General features: G+C 57.8%; 22 protein-coding genes and 2 pseudogenes. 11 read left to right on the top strand and 13 right to left on the bottom strand.

The annotated features are described in order from the left end of the window. Nucleotides 1–239: 239 nt before the first annotated feature. A complete protein-coding gene (locus ASD63_RS10935) occupies nt 240–1,160 on the top strand; it encodes an adenylate/guanylate cyclase domain-containing protein (RefSeq protein WP_060529290.1) in 921 nt (306 codons plus the stop codon). A gap of 229 nt (nt 1,161–1,389) precedes the next feature. Here the strand turns inward: ASD63_RS10935 and ASD63_RS10930 are convergent, their stop codons facing one another. Continuing rightward, a complete protein-coding gene (locus ASD63_RS10930; RefSeq protein ID WP_051659551.1) occupies nt 1,390–1,926 on the bottom strand; it encodes a YidB family protein in 537 nt (178 codons plus the stop codon). An 826-nt stretch (nt 1,927–2,752) separates the two neighbouring features. Here ASD63_RS10930 and ASD63_RS36745 point away from each other — a divergent pair. Then, nucleotides 2,753–2,971, top strand: a pseudogene (locus ASD63_RS36745) (ACT domain-containing protein); the annotation flags it as partial. A 44-nt stretch (nt 2,972–3,015) separates the two neighbouring features. On the opposite strand, the pseudogene ASD63_RS36075 reads toward ASD63_RS36745, so the two are convergent. Beyond that, nucleotides 3,016–3,132: pseudogene (locus tag ASD63_RS36075) on the bottom strand (C factor); the annotation flags it as partial. Between the two features lie 241 nt (nt 3,133–3,373). Here ASD63_RS36075 and ASD63_RS10915 point away from each other — a divergent pair. Next, nucleotides 3,374–4,027, top strand: coding sequence for a hypothetical protein (locus tag ASD63_RS10915; protein WP_034800457.1), 654 nt, complete (start codon nt 3,374–3,376; stop codon nt 4,025–4,027). 247 nt (nt 4,028–4,274) lie between these two features. On the opposite strand, the gene ASD63_RS10910 is transcribed toward ASD63_RS10915, so the two are convergent. Together ASD63_RS10910 and ASD63_RS10905 are read right to left on the bottom strand one after the other, a co-directional pair. Then, nucleotides 4,275–4,631, bottom strand: coding sequence for a type II toxin-antitoxin system HicB family antitoxin (locus ASD63_RS10910; protein ID WP_034800455.1), 357 nt, complete (start codon nt 4,629–4,631; stop codon nt 4,275–4,277). After that, nucleotides 4,628–4,882, bottom strand: a complete 255-nt coding sequence (locus ASD63_RS10905) for a type II toxin-antitoxin system HicA family toxin (RefSeq protein ID WP_034800515.1) — start codon at nt 4,880–4,882, stop codon at nt 4,628–4,630. The genes ASD63_RS10910 and ASD63_RS10905 overlap by 4 nt, the downstream gene beginning before the upstream one ends. A 47-nt stretch (nt 4,883–4,929) precedes the next feature. Here ASD63_RS10905 and ASD63_RS36740 point away from each other — a divergent pair, with 47 nt between their 5' ends. Both ASD63_RS36740 and ASD63_RS10900 read left to right on the top strand, forming a co-directional pair. Continuing rightward, the gene (locus ASD63_RS36740; protein WP_082572844.1) at nt 4,930–5,838 is read left to right on the top strand and encodes a response regulator; all 909 of its coding nucleotides are present in this window, start codon (nt 4,930–4,932) and stop codon (nt 5,836–5,838) included. A 362-nt stretch (nt 5,839–6,200) separates the two neighbouring features. Continuing rightward, nucleotides 6,201–6,968, top strand: a complete 768-nt coding sequence (locus tag ASD63_RS10900) for a hypothetical protein (protein ID WP_134888037.1) — start codon at nt 6,201–6,203, stop codon at nt 6,966–6,968. Between the two features lie 247 nt (nt 6,969–7,215). Here the strand turns inward: ASD63_RS10900 and ASD63_RS10895 are convergent, their stop codons facing one another. From ASD63_RS10895 to ASD63_RS10885, 3 genes are all read right to left on the bottom strand, one after another. Further along, a complete protein-coding gene (locus tag ASD63_RS10895; RefSeq protein WP_034800451.1) occupies nt 7,216–8,310 on the bottom strand; it encodes a PHB depolymerase family esterase in 1,095 nt (364 codons plus the stop codon). A 449-nt stretch (nt 8,311–8,759) separates the two neighbouring features. After that, nucleotides 8,760–9,539, bottom strand: coding sequence for an ATP-dependent Clp protease proteolytic subunit (locus ASD63_RS10890; protein ID WP_029742847.1), 780 nt, complete (start codon nt 9,537–9,539; stop codon nt 8,760–8,762). Continuing rightward, complete coding sequence (locus tag ASD63_RS10885) at nt 9,526–10,833, bottom strand: hypothetical protein (protein ID WP_060529262.1); 1,308 nt, start codon at nt 10,831–10,833, stop codon at nt 9,526–9,528. Before ASD63_RS10885 ends, ASD63_RS10890 begins: the two co-directional genes overlap by 14 nt. Nucleotides 10,834–11,065: 232 nt before the next feature. On the opposite strand from ASD63_RS10885, the gene ASD63_RS10880 reads away from it, so the two are divergent. Further along, entirely contained in the window at nt 11,066–11,293 is a 228-nt protein-coding gene (locus tag ASD63_RS10880) for a hypothetical protein (RefSeq protein ID WP_034800447.1), read from the top strand. Nucleotides 11,294–11,887: 594 nt separating this feature from the next. On the opposite strand, the gene ASD63_RS10870 is transcribed toward ASD63_RS10880, so the two are convergent. Next, on the bottom strand, nt 11,888–12,358 hold the full coding sequence (locus ASD63_RS10870) for an NUDIX hydrolase (protein ID WP_034800443.1): 471 nt from the start codon (nt 12,356–12,358) through the stop codon (nt 11,888–11,890). A gap of 147 nt (nt 12,359–12,505) precedes the next feature. Here ASD63_RS10870 and ASD63_RS10865 point away from each other — a divergent pair, with 147 nt between their 5' ends. Continuing rightward, nucleotides 12,506–13,399 carry an SDR family oxidoreductase gene (locus ASD63_RS10865; protein WP_034800441.1) on the top strand — a complete coding sequence of 298 codons (894 nt, stop codon included), beginning with the start codon at nt 12,506–12,508 and terminating at the stop codon, nt 13,397–13,399. 489 nt (nt 13,400–13,888) lie between these two features. Then, nucleotides 13,889–14,446: a DUF4334 domain-containing protein gene (locus tag ASD63_RS10855; protein ID WP_060529260.1), complete on the top strand. Its 558-nt coding sequence runs from the start codon at nt 13,889–13,891 to the stop codon at nt 14,444–14,446. Between the two features lie 46 nt (nt 14,447–14,492). On the opposite strand, the gene ASD63_RS10850 is transcribed toward ASD63_RS10855, so the two are convergent. The 5 genes from ASD63_RS10850 to ASD63_RS10830 all read right to left on the bottom strand — a co-directional run bounded on the left by ASD63_RS10850 (nt 14,493) and on the right by ASD63_RS10830 (nt 18,133). Then, nucleotides 14,493–15,305, bottom strand: coding sequence for a Ku protein (locus ASD63_RS10850; RefSeq protein ID WP_034804412.1), 813 nt, complete (start codon nt 15,303–15,305; stop codon nt 14,493–14,495). A 14-nt stretch (nt 15,306–15,319) separates the two neighbouring features. Next, nucleotides 15,320–16,213 (bottom strand): Ku protein, encoded by an 894-nt coding sequence (locus ASD63_RS10845; protein ID WP_060529259.1) that lies wholly within the window; start codon nt 16,211–16,213, stop codon nt 15,320–15,322. 225 nt (nt 16,214–16,438) lie between these two features. Continuing rightward, a complete protein-coding gene (locus tag ASD63_RS10840) occupies nt 16,439–17,044 on the bottom strand; it encodes a general stress protein (RefSeq protein ID WP_029742952.1) in 606 nt (201 codons plus the stop codon). Nucleotides 17,045–17,066: 22 nt separating this feature from the next. Continuing rightward, nucleotides 17,067–17,387 (bottom strand): PepSY domain-containing protein, encoded by a 321-nt coding sequence (locus tag ASD63_RS10835; protein ID WP_029742951.1) that lies wholly within the window; start codon nt 17,385–17,387, stop codon nt 17,067–17,069. A 368-nt stretch (nt 17,388–17,755) separates the two neighbouring features. Then, on the bottom strand, nt 17,756–18,133 hold the full coding sequence (locus ASD63_RS10830; RefSeq protein ID WP_034800313.1) for a hypothetical protein: 378 nt from the start codon (nt 18,131–18,133) through the stop codon (nt 17,756–17,758). Between the two features lie 670 nt (nt 18,134–18,803). Between ASD63_RS10830 and ASD63_RS35005 the strand changes: the two genes are divergently transcribed. Genes ASD63_RS35005 through ASD63_RS10815 form a run of 3 tightly spaced genes read left to right on the top strand, consistent with a single transcriptional unit; the run spans nt 18,804 to nt 20,690 of the window. After that, nucleotides 18,804–19,346 carry a nutrient deprivation-induced protein gene (locus ASD63_RS35005; protein ID WP_143106284.1) on the top strand — a complete coding sequence of 181 codons (543 nt, stop codon included), beginning with the start codon at nt 18,804–18,806 and terminating at the stop codon, nt 19,344–19,346. Further along, nucleotides 19,339–19,758 carry a phage holin family protein gene (locus tag ASD63_RS10820; protein WP_034800315.1) on the top strand — a complete coding sequence of 140 codons (420 nt, stop codon included), beginning with the start codon at nt 19,339–19,341 and terminating at the stop codon, nt 19,756–19,758. Before ASD63_RS35005 ends, ASD63_RS10820 begins: the two co-directional genes overlap by 8 nt. Continuing rightward, a complete protein-coding gene (locus ASD63_RS10815) occupies nt 19,755–20,690 on the top strand; it encodes a DUF3618 domain-containing protein (protein ID WP_034800319.1) in 936 nt (311 codons plus the stop codon). Before ASD63_RS10820 ends, ASD63_RS10815 begins: the two co-directional genes overlap by 4 nt. Nucleotides 20,691–21,025: the final 335 nt, after the last annotated feature.

Genomic DNA, 21,025 nt, shown 5'->3' with positions numbered 1-21,025 from the left:
TGTAGGACGTCAACTTTGAAGCCTTTCACCCTCTGGCCGATGCCTTGGTGCGAGGGGAAGGGGAATGGAACGTACCGTGTTCGAACCCTCGCGGCACTCCATGGCAGATTTCGGTCGAGCAAAATTCGGCCTTTGGGTGATACGCCCGCGGATGAGATCAAACCTTTACGAAAGGAACAAAGCCGCGTGCTCATCGGTTGATGATCGACTGCACATCAGCGTTGGATCGGATCGTTCACATGGAGGCGCCACCACTTGAAAGAAAGCTTGCAGCGATCCTGGCTGCGGATATCGAAGGTTACTCGCGGTTGATGAATTCCGACGAAGAGCAGACTCTGGCGACCTTGACATCGCATCGTACTATCATCGACGGCCTTATTGAAAGTGCTCATGGAGAGATCTTCGGGACCGCGGGGGACAGCGTGTTGGCGGAATTCCCATCGATTGTGCATGCCTTCAACTGTGCGATCGCCATCCAGCAGGCCATGTGGCGTGCCAACCGGTCGCTTGCCGACAAACACAAGATGTACTTCCGCATCGGGATCAACGTCGGCGATGTTCTGGTGAAAGACGGCGATATCTTCGGGGATGGGGTCAACATCGCCGCTCGGCTTGAAGGCCTGGCCGATGCCGGCGGCATCTGTGTAACGCGAGGAGTACGAGATCATCTGCGCGATCGCGTCGACACCACCTTTGAGGATTTGGGTGAGCATCAGGTCAAGAACATTTCGCGCCCGCTCCGGGTGTTCCGTGTTCTGTTTGACCCGCAGTCCGAACCAAGCCCCAGTGCAGAGCTAACGTCCGTCCAACACCCGGAGCGATCCTCTTCGGTCGATCAGACCTTGCCGGAAGACCAAGACAAAGATGAAGCGCGCCGGGTTGAGGTGGCTTTTTGGGAGGCGGTTCAGGAGAGCGATGATCCGGCCGAATATCTCCTATATCTGAAGCGATACCCTGCGGGCGAGTTCGCCGAACTCGCAGCCGCGCGCGTTGCTCAAGGTGGGTCTGGGGCGGGCGAGCCAGGAATCGAGGTTTCATTCTGGGAAACGGTGCGGGACACCCGTAACGCCGAGATGATTGAAGCGTATTTATCAAAGTATCCAACGGGTCAGTTCGTCGAACTCGCCAAGATCTTGTTGGCAGACATTCACGCCAAATAAAACACGCAACGATCTCGTCACGACCAAATGGCTTGAAAAGCAGATGAGAGCGCCGACAGCGTCCGGAACGGGTGCGATGTTCCGGGTCGAGCCAAGTATGCAACGTGATTGTGGAGGTATCGCTAGGGTAGCGCGTCTGATTCCTGTGCAACGCCCGCCTGAGAAACGCTAAAGGCTTGCCTTCCAAATCCGGCGCGGTGAAGCGGCCGCCTTGCGGCGGCCTCTTCTACTATATGATTTGGGTCTTGGGTGGAGGAGTGATCTGCCCTTCGAAAGGGTCGTCCTCTTGAGGCAGGACGCCGTTGGGGGTCAGATCGTCAACCGCCTTTGGCAGATCTCGGCTGAGGCGGCTCAAAATCTCCTCAGGAGAAAGACCCGTCCGCGCGGAAAGATCCTCCAGGACTTCCGGCCCGAGCGCTTCCGATAACTGCCTATCATCAATCTCGCTGTTTGGACCGGTCTGCACCCAGGATTTTGCGGTCTCCCCGTGTCCGTTGTGCTCGAACTGTTTGAGGAGATCGTCGAGACCACCCCTCAACACGCCGCCGGTCGATGAACCGCCGAGCAAGCCTCCGAGGCCACCAGAGCCTCCAGTCAGACCGCCAAGCAGGTCACCCAAACCTCCTCCGGCCTCCTGCTGACCGGTTGGCCCTTGGTCTTGTCGGTTCTGGGTCAGACCTTTCAGAAGCTCCCCGATCTTCTCCCTGTTCTGGTATCCTGCCACCGCAAGGACACTTAGCAGGGCTTTAAGTGCAGTGCTTACCATGTGCTTCTCCTCTTCTGTCATACATGCCCGTTCAGGCATCTACTGATTAACGACGGAGGTCGCGATCGCTGTTAACGCGAGGTCGGTGGCCTGCTCATCGTCGAATTTGTGGCGGATGGATCGCCAATGGCGCGGACCGAGGCTGGGTAATGGCTTTTCCTTTGGGTTAGAAGGAGCATCGGTAGACGCTTAAACTCCACCCGGCATCTCTTGTTCCGTTCAGCTGATGTTCCATGCCCCGATGGCACAGCGTATAAACTTTACTGACGAGCGAAAGTGGACTGGGGACGGCCTCAAAATCGAGGCTCATGATGTTAACGCCAGTCTTCAGTCGAAAGAGGGGAACGATAGTCAGAGCACGGTGTTTTGATCTTACCCGCCGGGCCGGATCTGCTGCCGCGCCAATACCTTAATCTCCAAACGAGAGAAAAGCCATGATTGAACGTCCAAATCAGCCCCCTGGGACGCTTGAGCGCAAGGTCGAACTCGAGCAGACGGTGCACTATGCAATCCAGGTCCTTGTCGAGGAAGCTTGCCTTTTGGGTTGGACCCAGGCTGAATTTCTGACGAGCATATCGGACACTGCGATCGCCAGGCTGAGCCTTCTGGATGAGGACGAAGCAATTTCCCCACCCGCAGAGGGTGACTTATCGCGGACCATTTATCCAACCGATTAGCCGGGTTGCCTGTGTGATCAAAAATGGGCTTGGAGCAGCGAAGCCGGTGTGCGGTGTCGGTCTCAAGATTTGTCCCGGCATCGTTCAGGCGCCGCTTGGCACCAGCCGCATCCTGATCCACAAAGAGGAACACCAATGTCGAGTTTGCCATGCGCGTGCGCTGCGCATCCACCCGCGGCATCGTCGCCGCTATCTCCTCCTTCCTGGCGGAAGAGGAATGCAACATCACCGACAGCGCACAGTTCGACGACGCTGATACCGGTCACTTCTTCATGCGTGTCAGTTTCCGCTCCGAAGGGGGGCGGGCGCTAGAACTGCTGAAGGATGAGTTTAAGCCGATTGCGGACCGTTTTGGCATGGAATTCGAGTTCTTCGACAGCCGATCGATGACGCGGCTGACCGCCGCCGCTTTGCGGCTCATCTCGCCTGAAGCGGTGCGCACGATGTGGTTTAAGGCAGCCTTCGAGGCTTGGTAGGAGATCCAGCCTCTCAGGCGATTGTCGCCGATCGAGCCGACCCGTGCGAGCAGCTCCCCGCTGAGCGGAGAGAGTTCATGATTTTTGCGTTTGTCGTCGCCTAATGTTCCGTTGGGAACTGACCGCCATGGCGATTTGTGTCCTTGTTACCTTTGAGCGATCGCTTGTTCGTTTGTTCTTTACTGCCAAGCCGAATGTCCACGAAGCGCGCATCGCTTTAAGAACCAGACTTATAATTGTGGGATTGGTTCGCAAATGGCGAGCATTGAATGACTAGAGCAACATGGTGAAGTGATGCGGAGTTTTACGCTCGAAAACAACTGTCTCATCAACATCGATGAGAAGAGATCGGCCCACGGCGACATTCGCACGTTGATTGAAGCCGCAAGGCGTGGAGAGGCGGATATCGCCATTTTGGCTTCGAGCGCATATGAACGTCAGCCCGGTGGCGCACATCTAAAACGATTTGCAGACTTTGAAAGCCGAATGAGCGCGCTCGGACTTGGTCACATCAGCCTCTTGCGGCCGATCGGGCGACACGGTCTTTCATTCCATGGTTTCTCTATTATGAGTGATGAAGCGGCGATTGAGCGCGAGCGACTTATCTTCAGAACCCTTTTTCCGACGACGCCAGCACGATGGTCGGACTACGCGGTGAGCTACGGCTTGGACAAAAAGGATCTGTCCAGCGCCGCTGCTTGGCATTGGCGCAATTGCCTGGGCGCTGCTCAGGCGTTCTGGGCACATGAAAATGGCGGGCGCCATGTGTTCGTGACCACCAACGAAGGCTTTGCGCGCCTTCCGAAGAAACTCGAATTTGCCAACGCCGTAATCATGACCCCGACGCAGGCGGTTCAGGTTTTAGCTGGCGACAATCGCCGCAGCCCGGCAGCCGGCTTGCGCAGACAGAGTCGGCCCGTTGCGAACATGGATTTTCTACTGAGGTAGCAACAACTGCCATGGGCCTGCTTGGACAGGCTTTCTCCGCAAGCGATCATTGCAAAGGCTCTGTGCCACCTGATGGTGTATAGCGACTGAACTGCACCTTCGGATCATCGCCCCGTCGCGAGTTTCGTCCGACCTCGGATGAATTGAGGGTTCCTTACGCCCAAGTTCATTCTAGTGTTGGTGACGGACGTTGACCTCGACCCGGACGAGAGCCCTGCCGGGCCGACCTTGCGGGGAAGCGAATGGCCTATGCCGAAAGGCGGTCCTTGGCGAAGTGCGCCGCGGCTTTTTCTAATGCCTCCTCGGCCCACTGATTGAGACTCTTCCCCGACAGTTCGGCAGCCAGAGCAGCTCGGCGATGCACTTCGGGAGCAACTCGAAACATCATCTTGCCGGAATAGGGTCTTTGAGGCTCTTTGCCGATGCTCTTGCAGGTCTCAAGGTAATCATCGACAGCCTCATGGAACGCCTTCTTCAGTTCAGCAACGCTGTCCCCGTGAAACCCGACTACGTCAGAAATGCCAGCAATCTTACCGAAGAACAGCTCGTCCTCCGCGTCGAATTCTATGCGAGCGTGATAACCGTTGTAAGTCATGGTGTTCATGGTTCTACTCCAATTTGCGTCAGGAATTCGCGAGCATCGCGAACTTGATAACGTTTTGCCTCCTTGTCGGGATGAGGACGATGGAAGCTCGCGATTATGCCGTCCTTTTCGAACTTAACGCGCGAGCCGTTTCCTTCGATGACGTTCGCGCCGGCAGCGACAAGCAGGTTTTCTATAGTGGCCCACTCGATGGTTCCCGAGATCGGATCTTTGAAAACCGCCACGAGAGTCTTTTTCTGCTTGCTGTTCATGCTAGCAAATATAGCGATGCTTGCTAATTCTGCAAGCATTATTTCTCATGCAAATACGATCCGTGTGTTTAGAGCCCTGGGTGCGAATCGCTCGATGGGTCCGATTTCAGTGCACCCGTGATGCTGCGAAAATCCGTGCGCTCGTGACTTTTGGCATAGCCATTTGCAAGTCGCACGCCCGGAAAGATCCAGCTGCGGGTTCGATTCTCTTCAAGGACAGAGGTTCGTTGGTTAACTTTCGGCCCAACGCCGACAATAGCTTTGAGCGGGCCGGCCAATTCCGAATGGCACTTAAGTCGCACTGGTCGACGGGCGGCCACGCACGAATAACGAGCCAGCTGGGAACGGGTACGACAGTCACGCTCTTTCTCCCGGATGGGTCCGGCGCCGACAAAGCAAGCATCGGCTCGGCTCCGTCCCAACACGGGAGTCTGATGGGTGAAGGTGAGGTCGTGCTCGTTGTGGAAGACGACAGCGCCGTGAGGCTGCTGATCGTCGACGTTCTGAAGGAACTTAGATACAGGACGCTCGAAGCCGAAGACGGAGAACATGCGCTGCCGATAATCGAAAGCGCGCAGCGCATCGATGCCGTGGTTTCCGATGTCGGCTTACCAGGGATCAACGGGCGGCAGTTGGCCGAAGTGGCTCTGGCAAGGAGGCCGGGCCTCCGTGTTCTGTTCTTAACGGGCTATGCAGCAACAGCATCCTCACGCGCGGACTTTCTCGGACCGGGCATATCTGGCGCGAATAGTTCGAGAAATGCTTGCAAAAGATTGAGACGCCGGCGCAACTCATGCCGACAGTCAGCGCCGACTAGCCGGCAAGGTGTGCGGCCTCTGACGTGCCGCCGTCGCGACGTAACAACCCTTCTCGCGACGGAAGACCACCGACCGCCTGGGGACGACCCGGTTCGTGCTCGATCAAAGCATGGAAACATGGGAAATCATGATTGCTAGGGGCGTTCGGCAGGCAAACCAAATAAGGGTAAAGAGCGGTTGCTATTCGAATGACAAAGGCGCAGTGTCCAGTCTCCAGTAGCAGATGTCACGGGCGCTGCTGTATGAGGGTTTGATACCCTGGCCCCAATCAAGGGGGCGCCATGTCCTACACCGAACAGACATTTTCGCCTTGCGATCCAGCAAATTCCGGTCGGTCCTAGACATTTGAGGCTGCGAACTGCACAGCGCTATGCGCAGTATGTTCCCTGCCACGACAATCTGGCATTGGTTGGGACGAACCGATGGGCGCAGGTAAGCGCCGGCCGCAATGGCTTCACACTTCTGTGACCACTCAACCGCCCATTTGGAGACATAAGGACATGCTTCAACCGTTCTTCCTAGCGTTGGCTATACAGGCGAGCGTTCTTCTATCCGCAACTCTGCTCTTGATCCCTGGGGCATATGGTCAAGGGTCGGTGCCAGCAAATTCCGAAGCAAAACGCTACGGATCGGGATGGGAGTGCAATCGTGGATTCCGACAAGAGGCCGATTCCTGCGTTGCTGTGACGGCTCCCGACAATGCTTTCCTGACATACGCTTCCTATGGCAACGGCTGGGAATGCGATTACGGGTTTGCCGAAAAGGACGGCCAGTGCCTTGCGGTTCGGCTGCCCGCCAATGCTTTTCTCGACTCTTATTCTGGTGACCGCTGGAAGTGCATGCACGGATATCGTCAGCGCGATACTGAATGCGACCTCATCGAGGTGCCGGACAAGGCGTATCTGACGGATTCGAGCTATGGCGAGGGCTGGATCTGTGAACGGGGGTATCAGGTCATCGCTAGCAAATGCGTCGCACTGATCGTTCCTGACCATGCCTACCTGACCACCAGCGGCAATGAATGGTTGTGCGACCGTGGATTTGAAATGAAAGATCAGGCCTGTGTTGCTGTAAAGGTTCCCGAAAATGCAACCTTTGCGGACAACTCCTATGGCCAGAAATGGAAATGTGACCGCGGATTTGAAGCAAAGGGATCGGTCTGTTCACAGATCAATCTTCCTGAAAACGCACATCTGGATCGTTCCGGAAACGGCTGGGAGTGCAACCGTCCGTATCGGCTCAGTCGCGGGGTATGCGGTATGGAGTGACGGCAGCGCGACATATCTAGATGTGCGCGTCTAGATGTGCGCGCCGTCGCCGCTCGATGTGGCCGCTTTTCAAGAAATCGTCTGGACCCACCGCATAGCGTGAGGGCTGAGAGTACGGCCCATCAGGGTGGGCGACCTTGTAAATTGGATGTTCGCTGCGCCGGCGTCACTCGCCGTTTGAGGCATCTCCACGCGGCGAGTCGTCAGATCAAAAGGGCGGGTGGCCACGAAGGAAGTGTGCGCGGTGTTATCTCATCAGACCCGCTGCACGTAGCGCGTCTTCGATCGTCCGCCGAATGCCGTCCGCCGGTCCCTTGGGACTCGGATTATCGTTGCTCCGAGCCTTGGGGATAGCGACGTCAGTGGCGACGCCCCGGTTCACCTGTCTCAAGGATGGCGCCGCAACCCCGAACGATTTGGCAATTTCCTCGGTCGACGAAATGCCGACGTCAAGCATGTAGGGCCCTGCCCGACCGTACCCACTTTTCGCATTGATCGGTGTGCCGTGGCCCATACCCTTGACGCGGTAAAGCTGAAGGCGTTCCTCCCCGTTGGCATTGACCCAGACCCTGCGTTCAAGCCGCGACGTCGGTTGGTCTACCCGGGGCGATCCTCGGGTTTCAACAACGCCCAGCCACTGGTCGACAATCGCATCTGCGTTAGCCGAGTTGACGGTCATGTCCTGCGTTCCCTGCCAGACCGATATCGCCGGCCATGGGCCCGTTGTTTTGGAAGCGGACCGAAGCAGCTTTTGAAGCGTGTTAGTGTCGGGAATGCCTTGCGCGCGCATGCGGTCGAACGCTTGGGGTATCGTGTGTGCCGTGCCATAGGGGAGACCGGCTATGATTGCGCCGCCGGCAAAGACTTCGGGATAGGTCGCCAGCATCACATTGGCCATCGCTCCACCTGCCGAAAGCCCGGTTATGTAAACTCGCGAGGTATCGATGTCATAACGTGCTTCGGCGGTCTCGACCATCTGGCGGATTGAAAGCGCTTCACCATCGCCGCGCGCCATATCGTTCGGCTGGAACCAGTTGAAGCAAAGATTGGCGTTATTGCTGCGGGTCTGCTGCGGGAAGAGGACGACAAAGCCATAGTCGTCGGCCAATCTGCTCCATCCCGAGCCTGTGTCGTATGACGACGCCGTCTGGGTACAGCCGTGCAAGACGACGACGAGCGCCGGTCGTGGAATAACTGTCGATGGGACATGAACTTTTGCCTCAAGCTGGCCAGGGTTCGGTCCAAAGGCCTCGAATTCCGACAAGTGGCTCTCCCGAGAAGGGTCGACCGGATGGGTGCGGAACTGCTTGAGCAAAGCGAGGGTGTTAGACAAGGAGCGCATAACGAAACCTCCAGGCCGTAACGGCCAGGATGGCTATCATAGCGGCCTCATGCAGCACTCGGTAATCATTGCTGCAGTGCACAATATAATGCTGCGACGCAGCGTTTCAATGGAAGGCGCGAGATTTCGCCAGGCGAACGCAAATCCATCAATCGCGCCAGCGGTTGCTTCGACAGCCAAAGCTGCGGCACACGATCCCAGAAACGTTATGAGGCGGCTTCCAGGAAATGGGCGTCAAGAGGCGCGACCCCGCGCTGATCTCTACGCCCGCCTTTAAGATCGGTATTAAGTCCTCCTGTGTCCGATCGCGTTTAATCCCTCGATTGGCCGCCGTTCTTTCGTAACCTGAATGATTGGATATCGCTGCGCCCTCCTGCGCTCCATCATTCCCAACCAAAGAGGCCCGCCATTGTCCATGCCCTAGCGTAGAGCTGATCCTCGGTAGAGACCTAACTTCTCTTCCTGGAACTCGAAGCGGGCGTAGTCGTCAGTCGAAAATCAGCCATTTCCTTCGCCGTCAAATAATAAAGGCGATCCGCAGGCGTTTCCAAAGCGTTGAACCAGAGTTCAGCAGCAATGCCCATCGCCTCGAGATGGCGGGCGACACGTGCGGTGGCGGATTGTGTGGTCGACATGACCTCGTCTGCGGCAGGTATGACGTTGCTGACGTTAAATAGCTGGTGCACTCCAACCACCGCGTCTTTTTCCGCGAGGCGTTCAACGCCACCTGCAAGCACGATTGGACACGAGGATGCGCAGAGTGCTCTCGACACAACTTTCGTCGTCAACGATTTTTCGCGTATCAGCTTGGAAATTGCCAGCGCGTCGTCCACTGAGCCGCCTGGGGAGTTGAGCGCGACGGTTCTTACATACTCGCCGCGAACTTCGATCTCTCTGGCAAAGCGCAAAGACGCGCCTGGATCGAAGGTACCTTCGACAAGCAGGACGCCGCCGGGGCCAAGTTCCAATGTCATCGGCTTGTTCAGCACTTCGGCCGGGCTCGATGGGCTTTGCGCAGCATCGCTCGGATCCCCCTTGGTTCCTGCAGGCGGCAGGAAAGGGATTTGGTAGGCTGGGTCGGGGGTTGACAGCTTGGGGCTGGTTTCCATGTTGCGAACGTCGATAATGAGAAAAATCGCCGTCACCGACAGCAATAGATAGAACACGCCTCGCATCGCGGTGCCATCGTCGAGGCGCTTCAAGGCCTTGATCGGTTCATCGATCCTCATGTGGGCGATCCTTGGGACGTATTCTCGGGTCGAGGTTTGTGATGTTGTTTGCCTCTTCCGTAGTTTTCTGCGCTTCAAGCTCGGCGGCAACCTCCATCAGATCCGAGCCGCTTTCCGCCAGCGCACGCTTCAATTCTAGTGCCTGCACGAGTTCGGCTGCCGTGATGCGTTCGGCAAATGGCATCCTCTCTTCCTGTTTTCGGATCGCGCCGTGCACGACTGCAAGAATGAACACGAGTACACCGGGCAGGAGATCGATGGAGATGGCGCCAGCCCATGCTGGAATAAAGTCCGAAGCGTAGCGCAAAACTGCTTCGGCGGACGATAGTGGAACGAACCTTCGCTCCTTTACCGGTGCGCGCGCAAGGATCTCGTCAGCGGCGTCGGACAGAACCTTCGACTGGGCCGCTACTGAAGCGCGCACTGTCGCCATTACCCTGTCCTGGCGGTCAACTAGGTCGGCATCGCCACCGTCGGCGACAGGTGCAATAAAGCCGAGTGAAAGATCATCGGCCGCGCGACGGATCGAAGGGGCAATTGAAGTCTGTCCGAGCGAGGCTATGACCCCGGTGAGCGCGACGACTTCGGAGGAGAACTGATCGGCACGCGGTTCAATGGCGCCGGGCGCCGATACCAGCGTACGCATGGTCTCAAGCCGCTTTTGTCCTTGTTCGAACAACGTCGTTACCTGTTCGCGCGAGGCGTTGATGCCGTTCTCTAGATCTTTCATCTGCGCTGACATCTGCGACAGCAACTGAACGACGCTTCCTGAACCGGTCGTACCGGTCAGAGCGCCCGATTGCCGTTCCGACAGCGCCAGCTGAGCAAAGCGCTCGGAGGCGCGCTGGATATCGGGCAGAAGACTCTGGGCAGCAAGTGCGTTCTGGTGCGCCTGGTCGAGGTCGGCGGTATAGTCTTCGACCGTCTCGGCCAGGTGCTGCTCAAGTGCCGCAGAACCTGCTAGTGCAGCAGCATTTAGCCAGCTTGACATGGCCATGATCATGACCGCGCCGATGGCCATCACACCGAGCATGGCGGCGCGGCCCGTATGGGTCGTGATATGCGGAAAGAAGCGCGCCATATAGGACCAGAAAGCGTAGATGCCGACCGAGACGGAGGCCGAGTAGATAATCGCTGCGAAGAAGATCGCCGTTGGCGAACCGTCCAGGATGCTGCGCACGCCGAGATAAGTGTACACGCCGGAGGCAAGGGCTAGGACGGCAATGGCAAACCGCGTCATCGTTTCGACGGCAGCGACCCCGTCGTACAATCGCTGGGATGCGCCGGTCGCCATGGGCCAGTCTCCGTAGAAGGAAAGTATTCCTTAAAAGAGGATCAAGAAGCGGGCGGAATAAAGGCCGGTTTAACACCGCGTCCCGGACAGCCGTTCCAATTGATTGGGATGAACCAAGGCGCGCCGGTCGCGGATAAAGTTCAACGGCACCAAGCAGAAGCGCACGCACGTAAATCGCCTAGGAACTATCGCGTCCTCCGGCAGTTGGTGGTGTGCGAGAAGGAGAGCGCCGATGACCCCAGATATTCGAAACTCCACGTTCTATGTGTTGACCCAGGACGATCCCTCCGCGCCAACAGACGCGGTTCCGGTTGGCTTCGAAGAGGCCTATGAGGAGGCTCAAAGGCGCACCGAAAGCGGTTTGGCGGTTCATGTCCTTTATACTGAAGACGCAACTCAAATGCAGCTGACGCGGTTTACTGAGGCCGGAATCAGAACGAGCTTGGCTTCGCAAGGGTAAGGGGAACAGTCGGTTCTCGGCGATCGACAGGATTCACGTTCTGCCTGAGAAGTGATGAGGCCAGCAGTTTACCTTTCACCCGGTGTGATCGCCGCTGTTGTCCTCGTTATTGCCTGGGCTTACCGGACGCTTTTTGCTTTAAGCGACACGTTGATGGTGTTCGTCCTGGAGAACTCTCAAGATCGCGACAGCATAGCTATGCAGGCCTAACTTCATGAGCATTCAGACCTCCAAGGCGAAACGAGTATGTCGGTATCGAGAAGCTGGACAAACACGCGCTGCGAGCGCTGATCACGGTGTTGGAAAGACAAGCCGGGCGGTCTGGCGAAGAGGGAGATCGAGCGCCATCGCGCGGCCTCGGGCGTCGACTTGAGGTCCGAGCGATAAGCGGTCGCAGGCCGCGTCAAGCCGACCGCTATGGAGATGGAGAACATCCGGATTTTTCCGCCCTCTCCTTTGGCCCACGCAATGGCAGTCGAGCTCGCTACCCACCCCTCCCGCGACGGTCGGTCCGCCAGCGCTCGCCAAGATATCGACAGACGACGATACAACCTTCAAAAATGTACGAGAATGGAATCGTCGCAGTTTGCGTCTTCAAGGCAAAGTCGCACTGCCGAAGCGTAAAATCTGGTCGCGTAGGGATCTCTCAGCGACGCGACGGGCGGCCTCTCGATATTCGAACCAGACAAGTTTGCGCTCGCCCTTCTCCGGAAAGTTCCCGCGCAGGCCAGCAACTTTCATCGCAAAAACGCGGACCGTGCAAGAAACTTTCAGCCCACTGTCTAACTTCTTCCTGTAGAGGTAGTGGCCAATTGGAGCCCTCTCACAGCTCCCTTTTACACCGGCCTCTTCGAACGCCTCCCTTGCCGCGACCTCATGAGCACGTTTTCCTTTCATGGGCCACCCCTTTGGGATGACCCAGCGACCGGTATCCCGGCTGGTGATGAGAAGTATTTCGAGCGGATGCCCTGTGCGGACACGGTAGCACAAGGCCGCATACTGCAACCTCGGCGGACGACGAAGCATCAACTGCACGTCGGCAAGGACCCTGTGCAGCAATTGCATGGAACGTTTTCTCCCTCGGCGCGAAAAGAGGTTGAAGAGGACGTCAAATGAACAGTGGAGCCTGTCGTTTGGTTCCTCCGAATTGCTGGACGGGAACCCGAAACCAATCGACGAGTTTACCGATAATCGCCACATGAGGATTTACCAATGACCGATCGTCTGATGATGCAAGACCCCCGAACACAGTACCCCTCGCCGCCGTTTGACCCTCAACCACAATCCATGCCCGGTATTGTTGGTAGGATGCATCCAAAGCCCGATCACGGCGAGAAAACCTACAAAGGGGCAGGTCGGCTGAAAGGGCGCAAAGCCCTTATCACCGGAGGCGATTCTGGCATCGGACGAGCCGCTGCGATTGCGTTTGCACGGGAGGGTGCCGACGTCGCCATATCGTTCCTGCCGGAGGAAGAACCGGACGCGAAAGAGGTTATCGAGTTGATCGAGGCCGAGGGCCGCAAGGCGCTCGCCTTGCCGGGTGATGTGAAGGATGAAGACTGGTGCCGCGCGTTGGTGTCGCGGGCACTGTCCGAGCTTGGTGGCATAGATATCCTGGTGATCAACGCGGCCCGACAACAGTTTCGCAAGAACGTCTCGCTTGTAACGTCCGAGGACTTTGACGCCACGCTGAAGACCAACCTCTACGCCTTGCACTGGATTGCTCAGGCCGCCGAGCCGCACTTGCCCCCAGGCGCGTCCGTCATCACAACCGCGTCCATCCAGGCATATCAGCCATCGCCAATTCTCCTCGACTACGCCACGACCAAAGCTGGGATCGTCGCCTACACCAAGGCACTCGCAAAACAACTCATCGAGAAGGGTGTCCGGGCCAACGTCGTGGCACCGGGTCCGTTCTGGACGGTCTTGCAGCCAAGCGGCGGCCAGCCTGACGAGAAAGTGAAGAACTTCGGGAAGGACAGCGATTTCGGTCGGCCCGGCCAGCCGGTTGAGCTGGCCCCAATTTACGTCTTCCTCGCCTCGCAGGAGGCAAGTTTCGTCAATGGTGAAGTTTACGGTGCGACCGGCGGAAAAGGCGTTGATTGATGCCGTATGATTTCGGCGCGGCCGTTGCCCTACCAAAATCAGGGCCGAACCGCCGAGCGACGTTCGCGGTTAGAACTTCGTCGGCGCTGGGCAGAAGCGCAAGCCGAGCGAAGCAAACCGGAGACAAGGAAGGCACGTCGAGAGGAAAAACTGGGGGAGCAGGATGGAAAGGCCAAGGGCATGGAAAAAGTGCAGGCGCGCTATCCGATACTCCTCGATGGGAAATCGTCCTACGAGCGCGCGTAACCGGGTCTGACGGCGAACTAGCGGATATCAGAACGGTCCGTAATCTCTATTTCCCTCCATGGGTGCGATGGAATTGTCTGGGCTACCTGGCCGCGGGTTCACTCGATGAACTGGTAAGGACCTGGCCCGAAAAAACGTCGCCGACCTCTGAACTCAAGCGGGGCTGATGGTTTCCGACATTGGAAGATTTGCGGCAGGCGCGTCGCGGGGGCCGATTGAAACGAGAAGCCGGGAGGCGTAGAGGTGAGGAGAGACAATGCGGTAAATGATCAGCAACGGGCGCTGGAACAGTTTCTGCGGCTTCCGCCGCTGGAACCGGGCGAGCTTGCCGGCCTCTGGCAAGGTCGGGGAGTTCCAACTGGTCATCCCTTCGATGGCGTCTTGGAGAACCTCGGCTGGTTCGGCAAACGGTTCAATCCGGATCTGCGGGCCGATGCCCTTCTTTTTCACGTCGGTGGGCGAAAACTGCGAGCCATCGATCCGAAGTGGGTTCCGCTTCCCCTCGCACTTCGCTTTCATGCGTTTGGAAGAACGGCCCTTGCCGCCGTGCTTTTTGCCCGTCTTCAACCGTGCCTTCAGGCAAAGGGTCCCGTCGCCTCGATCAAAACGGTTGTCTTTGAAGGCGTCGCAAGCGCGGCCATGATCTATGACGACCAGCCAATGGTCGACCATTTTCGACGGATCAATGACGACAGCTTGATGGGACTGATGACCATGCGAGATGACGATCGGTTTTATGTCTTTGAACTTGAGAGGGTCATCGATCCCACCGCGCTGGTGCAGAACCTGCCCGTGGGCTGACGAGAGCCAGCCGTGCCGTCGTCAAGGTCTAAGGGTCGCGGATGGTTCATTTCCGGGGACGACGCTCCGCTGCGACCGACTTTTTCAAGGCGTCCATGATGTTGACGACGTTGCTGGGTGGCGATGGTGTGGTTGACGATTTGGACTTGGCCCTGGACGGTTTCTTTATCGCCTTCTTCTTGGCAGCGATGATGTCGACCAGGCGTTCCTGCACGGGGTCCTCCACCATGCTGGGGCTCCAATCCTTCGTCAGCTTCTTTATCAATCGCTGCACAAGCGGCATCATCTCGGGGTCCGCCTTGGCGTCGCTCGCGGTGGTGAAGTACGTTTCTTCGCCACGAACTTCGTCGCCGTAGCGCAATGTCCAGAGCACGATCCCCTTGCCACGCGGCTCGAGCATGACGGCTCGTTCCCGACGCGATATGACCAGTCGTGAAATACCGACCATTTTCTGGGCTTCCATCGCATCTCGGATAACAGAAAAGGCCTCCTGGCCGACCGGTTCGCTCGGAGAAAGGTAGTAAGGCGTATCGAGCCATATCCACTCGAGGCTGTCGCGCGGGGTGAACGTCGAGATATCAATGGTCCTGGTGCTTTCGAGTGCGACGGTCTCAAGCTCCTCGTCCTCGATCACGACGTACTCCTTTTCCCCGCGCTGGTAACCCATGACCTCATCGTCTTCCTTGACCTCTTCCCCGGTTACCGCATCGACGAAGTGACTGACGACACGGTTCTCGGTCTCGCGATTAAGCGTGTGGAAGCGAACCTTTTCGCTATCGGACGTGGCCGGCATCATCTCAACCGGGCACGTCACCAGCGAGAGTTTCAAATAGCCTTTCCAGTACGGGCGGACAGCCATGGCTCAATCTCCCGTCAGCCGGTGCGACGCGACGTTGCCGCCTGTTTCGACTTGGGAGACGAGCTCGACTCCTTTTGCCGACGAGCGCCCTTGTTTGCGTTGGCCGCTTGACGCTTGGACTTCGACTTGCTCGCATTGATGCCTGCGCTCTCGCGGAGCGCCTTGAGCAGATCGCCGGGCTTGGATGCTACGGGCAACTTTTTCTTCGGCAGTGCACGCCCCTCGATTTTGGCTTTGACCAGCTCGGCAACAGCCGCCTCGTACCGATCGTCAAAGTCGCCGGGGTCAAAACTGCCTTTCTTTGTGCGGATAATGTGCTCTGCAAGTTCCAGCATCTCGCCCTCTATCTTGAGGTCGGGAAGCTCCTGGAACGCCTCTTTCGAAGATCGCACTTCATAGTCAAAGTTGAGGGTTGCCGCCACCAGCCCCTTGCCGTGTGCGCGGACAAGTACGGTTCGTAGCCGGCGAAAAAGCACGGTCTTGGCGATCGCGGCGACCTTGGCCTTAGCCATCCCATCACGGAGCAGTCCGAAAGCCTCCCCGCCCATCTTGTCGGGTGCAAGATAGTAGGGTTTGTCGAAATAGGTTGTGTCGATCTGCGAGCAGGGAATGAAGGCCTCGATCTTCAGGGTCTTGTCGCTTTCCGGAACCACCGCTGCGACTTCTTCAGGTTCCAGGACGACGTATCGTCCACCCTCGATTTCATAGCCTTTTACCTGATCGTCGGCCTGAACGGGCTCTCCCGACTCGCTGTCAACGAACTCGCGCTTTACCCGGTTGCCTGTTTTTCGATTGAGCCTATGGAAGCTGATGCGTTCGGACGAGGACGCGGCGGTGTAAAGTGCCACTGGACAGGTGACCTCTCCGAACTTGATGTAGCCTTTCCAGTTCGCTCGCGGGGCAACCATGGCTCCATTCCTTTCGACACCCGGGAGGACGCAACCTGTCGGTATGCAAATCGTTCCACGGTCAATTTCGTCAAACTCTACGAAACGTCTAAGCGCTTTTGTCAGGTGCCGTTGTTGCGCCTGAGTTGGGCGCCGGGACGAGAGAGCCTGCCAATCATCAGGAACGTGCGAAGGCCAGTTTACGGTTCAGGTGATCTGAACGCATCATGGCCGCCTTGGTTCAAACTAGCGCATGCTCTCGAGACGTTGACGTTCCTTCTCGACTTCGTCTGCGGTGTAGGGATCGAGCGTCTCGTCAAAGCGTGTCCAGCCCTGTTCCGTGTAGGCGGCGCGGCGTTGGACAGGATCCACCCAGGTACCTCGGCGCAGGATCGCTTCGGCATCCGCCTGGAGCGCGTCGTCGACCCGTGCCGTGACGACCGTGCCACCGCGCCGTACGCCTTCCGCATAGACATGGGCATGTTCCTCCGGAACGCCCGAATCCGTCATCGCTCCGATAATCCCGCCGGCGGCACCACCTGCTACCGCGCCGGCGGCAGCACCAGCCGCGGTCGCGGCAAGCCAACCGGCTGCGACCACCGGCCCGACACCGGGAATGGCCATGAGCCCGAGACCAGTCAACAGGCCGCCAATGCCACCGACCGCAGCGCCGACACCGGCGCCCGTTCCAGCGCCTTCAGCCGCGTTGCTTTCGTCTGCAGTGCCGTACCAATCGCCAACATTGTTGGAAACGATGCTGATGTCGTCCGACGGAACGCCGCGATCTTCAAGGGCTGACACTGCTGCTTGGGCGTCCGAATAGTCGTCAAAAAGTCCACTAACGGTTTTCATGGGAATTTCCTCTTTGCTGGAGTTAGTTGGCAACAATGTTGCCCTGATAGTCGAGCGCGACCTGCATGGATTTGCCGTCCTTCGAGGCCGTTGCACGCCAGACGCCCTTGTCGTCGAGCTTTAGACCGGTCACATCGGTGTAGCCGGCGTCAGTAAGGCGATCCTTGGCCTGTTCTTCCGTGAAACTGTTGGCGCCGGCGACGGGCGCTGTTGGATTGGTGGTGTCTGGTGTTGCCACGGCAGGCGTATCACCATCTGCCGTAGCCGGAGGTGTGGCGGTCTGCGCGAGCGCGCCCAAACTCGATGCGCCGAGGAAGACCGCGGCGAGCAGTACGTTCTTCATGATGTTCGGTTCCTTTTTCTCAGCCCGTTAACGGCAATGTTCAAACTCGGCGAAACGCTTTTGGTTCCTAAGCATTTGGTCTTTTCCACTCCCGACCGGAGCACTCGAACCATGAGCGGAGGCTAGTCCGCAATTCTTTGCGCTTACGCAAGTTGCATTTGCCGAAGTCGGGTGGGAGCCGCTTTTAGCATCAAGAAGTCAACGCCGGACGTTCTCTGCTTTGTAGGAAATGTGATTGCTGCGGATAGTCGACGTGCCATCGTGAGCCGAGCCTCACTGGCACGCCCGATGTCTGGCGCCGCAAATCTCGTTTAGCGTTGGCCCTCGAACGCCGTCCGCCGAGACCCATCGGTTAGAAGGTGCCATGCTTATTTTCTGGCGCTTTTGCCTCTTTGCATAAGAAGCTGCATTTCTTCAAATCGGCGTCGGCGTTCGCCATCTTCCTGGTCGGAAGAGTAGCAAGTCCGGGAGACGCAGAAGCGTAGGAGTTTTGTGATCGGATTTGGCTGATCGAATTCGCAGTCGAACGTATCTGACATTTCGGCCTTCTTCGTATCCGATCTCTCAGAATATTTGAAGCGGACGCCAGGGGGCTTAAGCTCAGGGAACGATTGCACGACCCCGACATTCAGCGTGTCGGTCATGAAAAAATTCCTTGCGACCGACGTGCAGGCCGATTCAAGTTCGGCACTTTGGGCAAAGGCTGGGCCAGCGATAAGAACTGCGGTGACAGGAAGCCATTTCATTTTCCTCTCCATTCGCACCTGGTCCACACGAAAAGGTTGTTGCGTGAACCCGAAAAGACCGGGAAAAGTTCCAATCCATGAGCAAAATGCGGACAACCGATAGAAACCCACGCCTGGTCCAAGAAAATCTCCTGCCACCACGACCTCATCGAGGTTTCAAGGAGCGAATGGAGGGACGCCGAGCTTAGAGGTGGGCCGCCAGTCGATGTCGTCATGCTGGACAAGAACCTTCAGGGGATAGCGGGCTTCCGGTAGCAGACGCCTGCAAGGAGAAATCGATAGCGTTTCTTATCTTGAAGTTCGGGAGCGCCCAAACTGCCCCAATTCTCTCCAAGCCGTTTTCGAGCTAGGCCTCATCGAGGGGGTTGAGGCCCTTCTTGAGCAAAGCAAGAGGAACGGCATCTTCCTCAACATGATCGGTCAGTAGAGTCCTAAGCTCGCAGCACCGCAGTTGGCGGACGCCGCGGTGCTGTGCAGGGGCTGAGGGAATCCCTGCGCAGGGCGGGGTTGTTCCACGAGATCGATCGCAGTCGCCCAGCGTCTTCATTGGGCAGCGCCTTCGGATCGAACAAACGCCAAGCCGAGTGGCCGTATGAGGCAGGGAACAAGATAGCGATCCGCTGGTTGGAGCGCAACGAAGGGCCCGCATCAGATAACCAGGAGGTTTGTGATGATCGAAAACCCGGAGAACCGTAGACAACAACAGCAACCTATTTCGCCCTCACAAGAAGGCGGCCCTTATTCTGGGGGGGGCGAGAGCGATGCAGGTCGGCCCCGCGTCGACCAGAACGTCGCGAGTGACGATCTTTCGGGCCAGGCAAAAGCGGCAGCAGCCAAAGTCGTGGATGACGAAAAGGGGGCATTGGCGCGCCAATTGCGTGGTCTTGCTGGCGCCATGGAGAAGGTGGGATCTGAACTTCGCGATTCCGATCAACCGGGGCTTGGCCGCTACACCCAGGACCTTGGAAATTCGATCGGACGGCTGGCCCGCGAATGCGAAGACCGGGATCTCGGTGAAATCGCGTCGATTGCAGAAAACTATGGGCGGAAGCAGCCCCTTGCCTTTCTTGGCATGGCAGCGATTGCGGGACTGGCAGCGAGCCGATTTCTGATCGCTTCGGCAAAGCGAACGGCCACCAAGACATCGAACTCCTCGTCATCCCCCCGCGCAGGCGACGATTGGTCATTTGAAAAGGACTTCCGCGATGCATAACCCCCGTGACGACCGCTCTTTACCCGACCTGATGACGGGACTGGTGACCGATATAGCCGGACTGTTTCGCAAGGAGATCGACCTCGCCAAGGCCGAGGCAAGCGAGAATATTGACCGGGCGATCGGCAGCATCGAGACGCTCATGGTTGGCCTTATCTTTGCTATTGCCGCGATCGGCGTGCTTCTGAGCGCTGTGGTCGAGGGTCTGGGCGCCTTTTTGATGCAGCAGGGAATGCAAGAGGCAAATGCCCATGCGCTCTCAGCGGTCGCGGTTGGTCTTGTCGTCGGCGTCCTCGCGTGGGTTATGATTTCGCGCAGCCTTGCCAGGCTCGGAAACCGCAGCATTCGGTTTGAAAAAACGACGGCGTCGCTCCAGCGCGACCTGGACGTGGCCAAGGAGACAGTGAAATGAACGTCGACATGCATTCGTCCGCCGACCTTCAACGGGAGATCGAGACGGACCGTCAAAGGATTGAAGAAAAACTGCATGCCATTCAAGAGCGAATGTCGCCTGGCGAATTAATGGATGAATTCATCGCCTATGCCAGAAGGAGTGGAGGTGCCGACTTCCTCAACAATCTGGGTGGGGCAATGAAGGCGAACCCGATCCCGGTCGCATTGACAGGGATCGGTCTTGCATGGCTCCTTGCCGATCCCGCCTCGCGAGCGCCTCAAGCGTCGGGCGTTGAGAAGGGAGTGGATGATTACCCGCTTGCGAGAGTAAAGGGCAACTTGCGACGGGTCGGACCGATCGAGGCAAATTTTGGCGAGCGCTACAGCCATTTTGAGGATGAGGACGGCAGTCGTTTTCGCGCGAAGACCGATGCGGCCGGCCGAAGGGCCGGTCACTTCGTCGATCCAAGTGGAACCGTCTATCGCGGTTTCGCCGATACGTCGGGCCAGGCGATTGCGGAAATCCGGGATGAGGCAGGCAGTTTGTTCGATGAAACAACCGGCTGGGCATCAGCGACATGGCGCGAGGTGAAGGGGGCGGCCAGCGGTGTCTCCGGTGCCGTTTCAGATGCCGCCCGGTCAGCAGCCGACAGCATTCGGAGCGCCCATGAGAGTGCTCAGGATCACGGGGCGCAGCTGAATGCCGCCATGCTCAAGACATTTCGAGATCAGCCTCTGGTTGGCGGAGCGCTGGCCTTTGCGATCGGTGCGGCCATCGGAGCGGCACTCCCCGCAACGGACTTTGAGGATGAGACCGCTGGCGAGGTTTCGGATCGCGTTCGCGGCCAGCTTCAAGCAACGGCTGGTGCAGCTGCCGAGGGCGCGATCGAGGGTGCCAAGAGCGCCTTGGGAGAGGCCAACAAGCCTGAAAACGAAAACCCTTCTGGCTGACGGCCGGAAATTATGACTGACCGCAACCTTGCGGACGCCTGCTGTTTGCTAGGGGCAGAGGCGATCCCCGCGCGCGCTGAGGATTTGCGATCTTGGCGTTCAGGAGAATGCCGATCGCGTCGCGAAGTCTTCTCTGCTTTTGGGAGTGGCGGCAGCCGTTCTTCGGTTCCTGCGGCAATGCGGCGCGCCTCGCTCAATCGGGCGGAACGCCGTCATGCGATGGGCAAATTCGATAACGCGCACGAATTTGTCCGCCCTTGATTGTGCCCATCGCCAATCGCAGATTGCATCCTTACCGATCAGGCCGTAAGCGGCAACGAGCATCGGAACCTCCC

It is taken from the genome of Ensifer sp. Root558, assembly GCF_001427045.1.
Lineage (GTDB): Bacteria > Pseudomonadota > Alphaproteobacteria > Rhizobiales > Rhizobiaceae > Ensifer > Ensifer adhaerens.
The sequence above is the reverse complement of the archived record's forward strand: the minus strand, read 5'-3'. Positions and strand labels throughout refer to the sequence as shown.

Coding starts and splice junctions, on each gene's coding strand:
- ASD63_RS10820 (WP_034800315.1), top strand. CDS start 19,339: ATGCATAACCCCCGTGACGACCGCTCTTTACCCGACCTGATGACGGGA.
- ASD63_RS10905 (WP_034800515.1), bottom strand. CDS start 4,882: ATGAACAGCAAGCAGAAAAAGACTCTCGTGGCGGTTTTCAAAGATCCG.
- ASD63_RS36740 (WP_082572844.1), top strand. CDS start 4,930: ATGCAAATACGATCCGTGTGTTTAGAGCCCTGGGTGCGAATCGCTCGA.
- ASD63_RS10880 (WP_034800447.1), top strand. CDS start 11,066: ATGACCCCAGATATTCGAAACTCCACGTTCTATGTGTTGACCCAGGAC.
- ASD63_RS10840 (WP_029742952.1), bottom strand. CDS start 17,044: ATGAAAACCGTTAGTGGACTTTTTGACGACTATTCGGACGCCCAAGCA.
- ASD63_RS10935 (WP_060529290.1), top strand. CDS start 240: ATGGAGGCGCCACCACTTGAAAGAAAGCTTGCAGCGATCCTGGCTGCG.
- ASD63_RS10845 (WP_060529259.1), bottom strand. CDS start 16,213: ATGGTTGCCCCGCGAGCGAACTGGAAAGGCTACATCAAGTTCGGAGAG.
- ASD63_RS35005 (WP_143106284.1), top strand. CDS start 18,804: ATGATCGAAAACCCGGAGAACCGTAGACAACAACAGCAACCTATTTCG.
- ASD63_RS10835 (WP_029742951.1), bottom strand. CDS start 17,387: ATGAAGAACGTACTGCTCGCCGCGGTCTTCCTCGGCGCATCGAGTTTG.
- ASD63_RS10915 (WP_034800457.1), top strand. CDS start 3,374: ATGCGGAGTTTTACGCTCGAAAACAACTGTCTCATCAACATCGATGAG.
- ASD63_RS10930 (WP_051659551.1), bottom strand. CDS start 1,926: ATGGTAAGCACTGCACTTAAAGCCCTGCTAAGTGTCCTTGCGGTGGCA.
- ASD63_RS10870 (WP_034800443.1), bottom strand. CDS start 12,358: ATGCAATTGCTGCACAGGGTCCTTGCCGACGTGCAGTTGATGCTTCGT.
- ASD63_RS10850 (WP_034804412.1), bottom strand. CDS start 15,305: ATGGCTGTCCGCCCGTACTGGAAAGGCTATTTGAAACTCTCGCTGGTG.
- ASD63_RS10890 (WP_029742847.1), bottom strand. CDS start 9,539: ATGAGGATCGATGAACCGATCAAGGCCTTGAAGCGCCTCGACGATGGC.
- ASD63_RS10910 (WP_034800455.1), bottom strand. CDS start 4,631: ATGAACACCATGACTTACAACGGTTATCACGCTCGCATAGAATTCGAC.
- ASD63_RS10865 (WP_034800441.1), top strand. CDS start 12,506: ATGACCGATCGTCTGATGATGCAAGACCCCCGAACACAGTACCCCTCG.
- ASD63_RS10830 (WP_034800313.1), bottom strand. CDS start 18,133: ATGAAATGGCTTCCTGTCACCGCAGTTCTTATCGCTGGCCCAGCCTTT.
- ASD63_RS10815 (WP_034800319.1), top strand. CDS start 19,755: ATGAACGTCGACATGCATTCGTCCGCCGACCTTCAACGGGAGATCGAG.
- ASD63_RS10900 (WP_134888037.1), top strand. CDS start 6,201: ATGCTTCAACCGTTCTTCCTAGCGTTGGCTATACAGGCGAGCGTTCTT.
- ASD63_RS10885 (WP_060529262.1), bottom strand. CDS start 10,833: ATGGCGACCGGCGCATCCCAGCGATTGTACGACGGGGTCGCTGCCGTC.
- ASD63_RS10895 (WP_034800451.1), bottom strand. CDS start 8,310: ATGCGCTCCTTGTCTAACACCCTCGCTTTGCTCAAGCAGTTCCGCACC.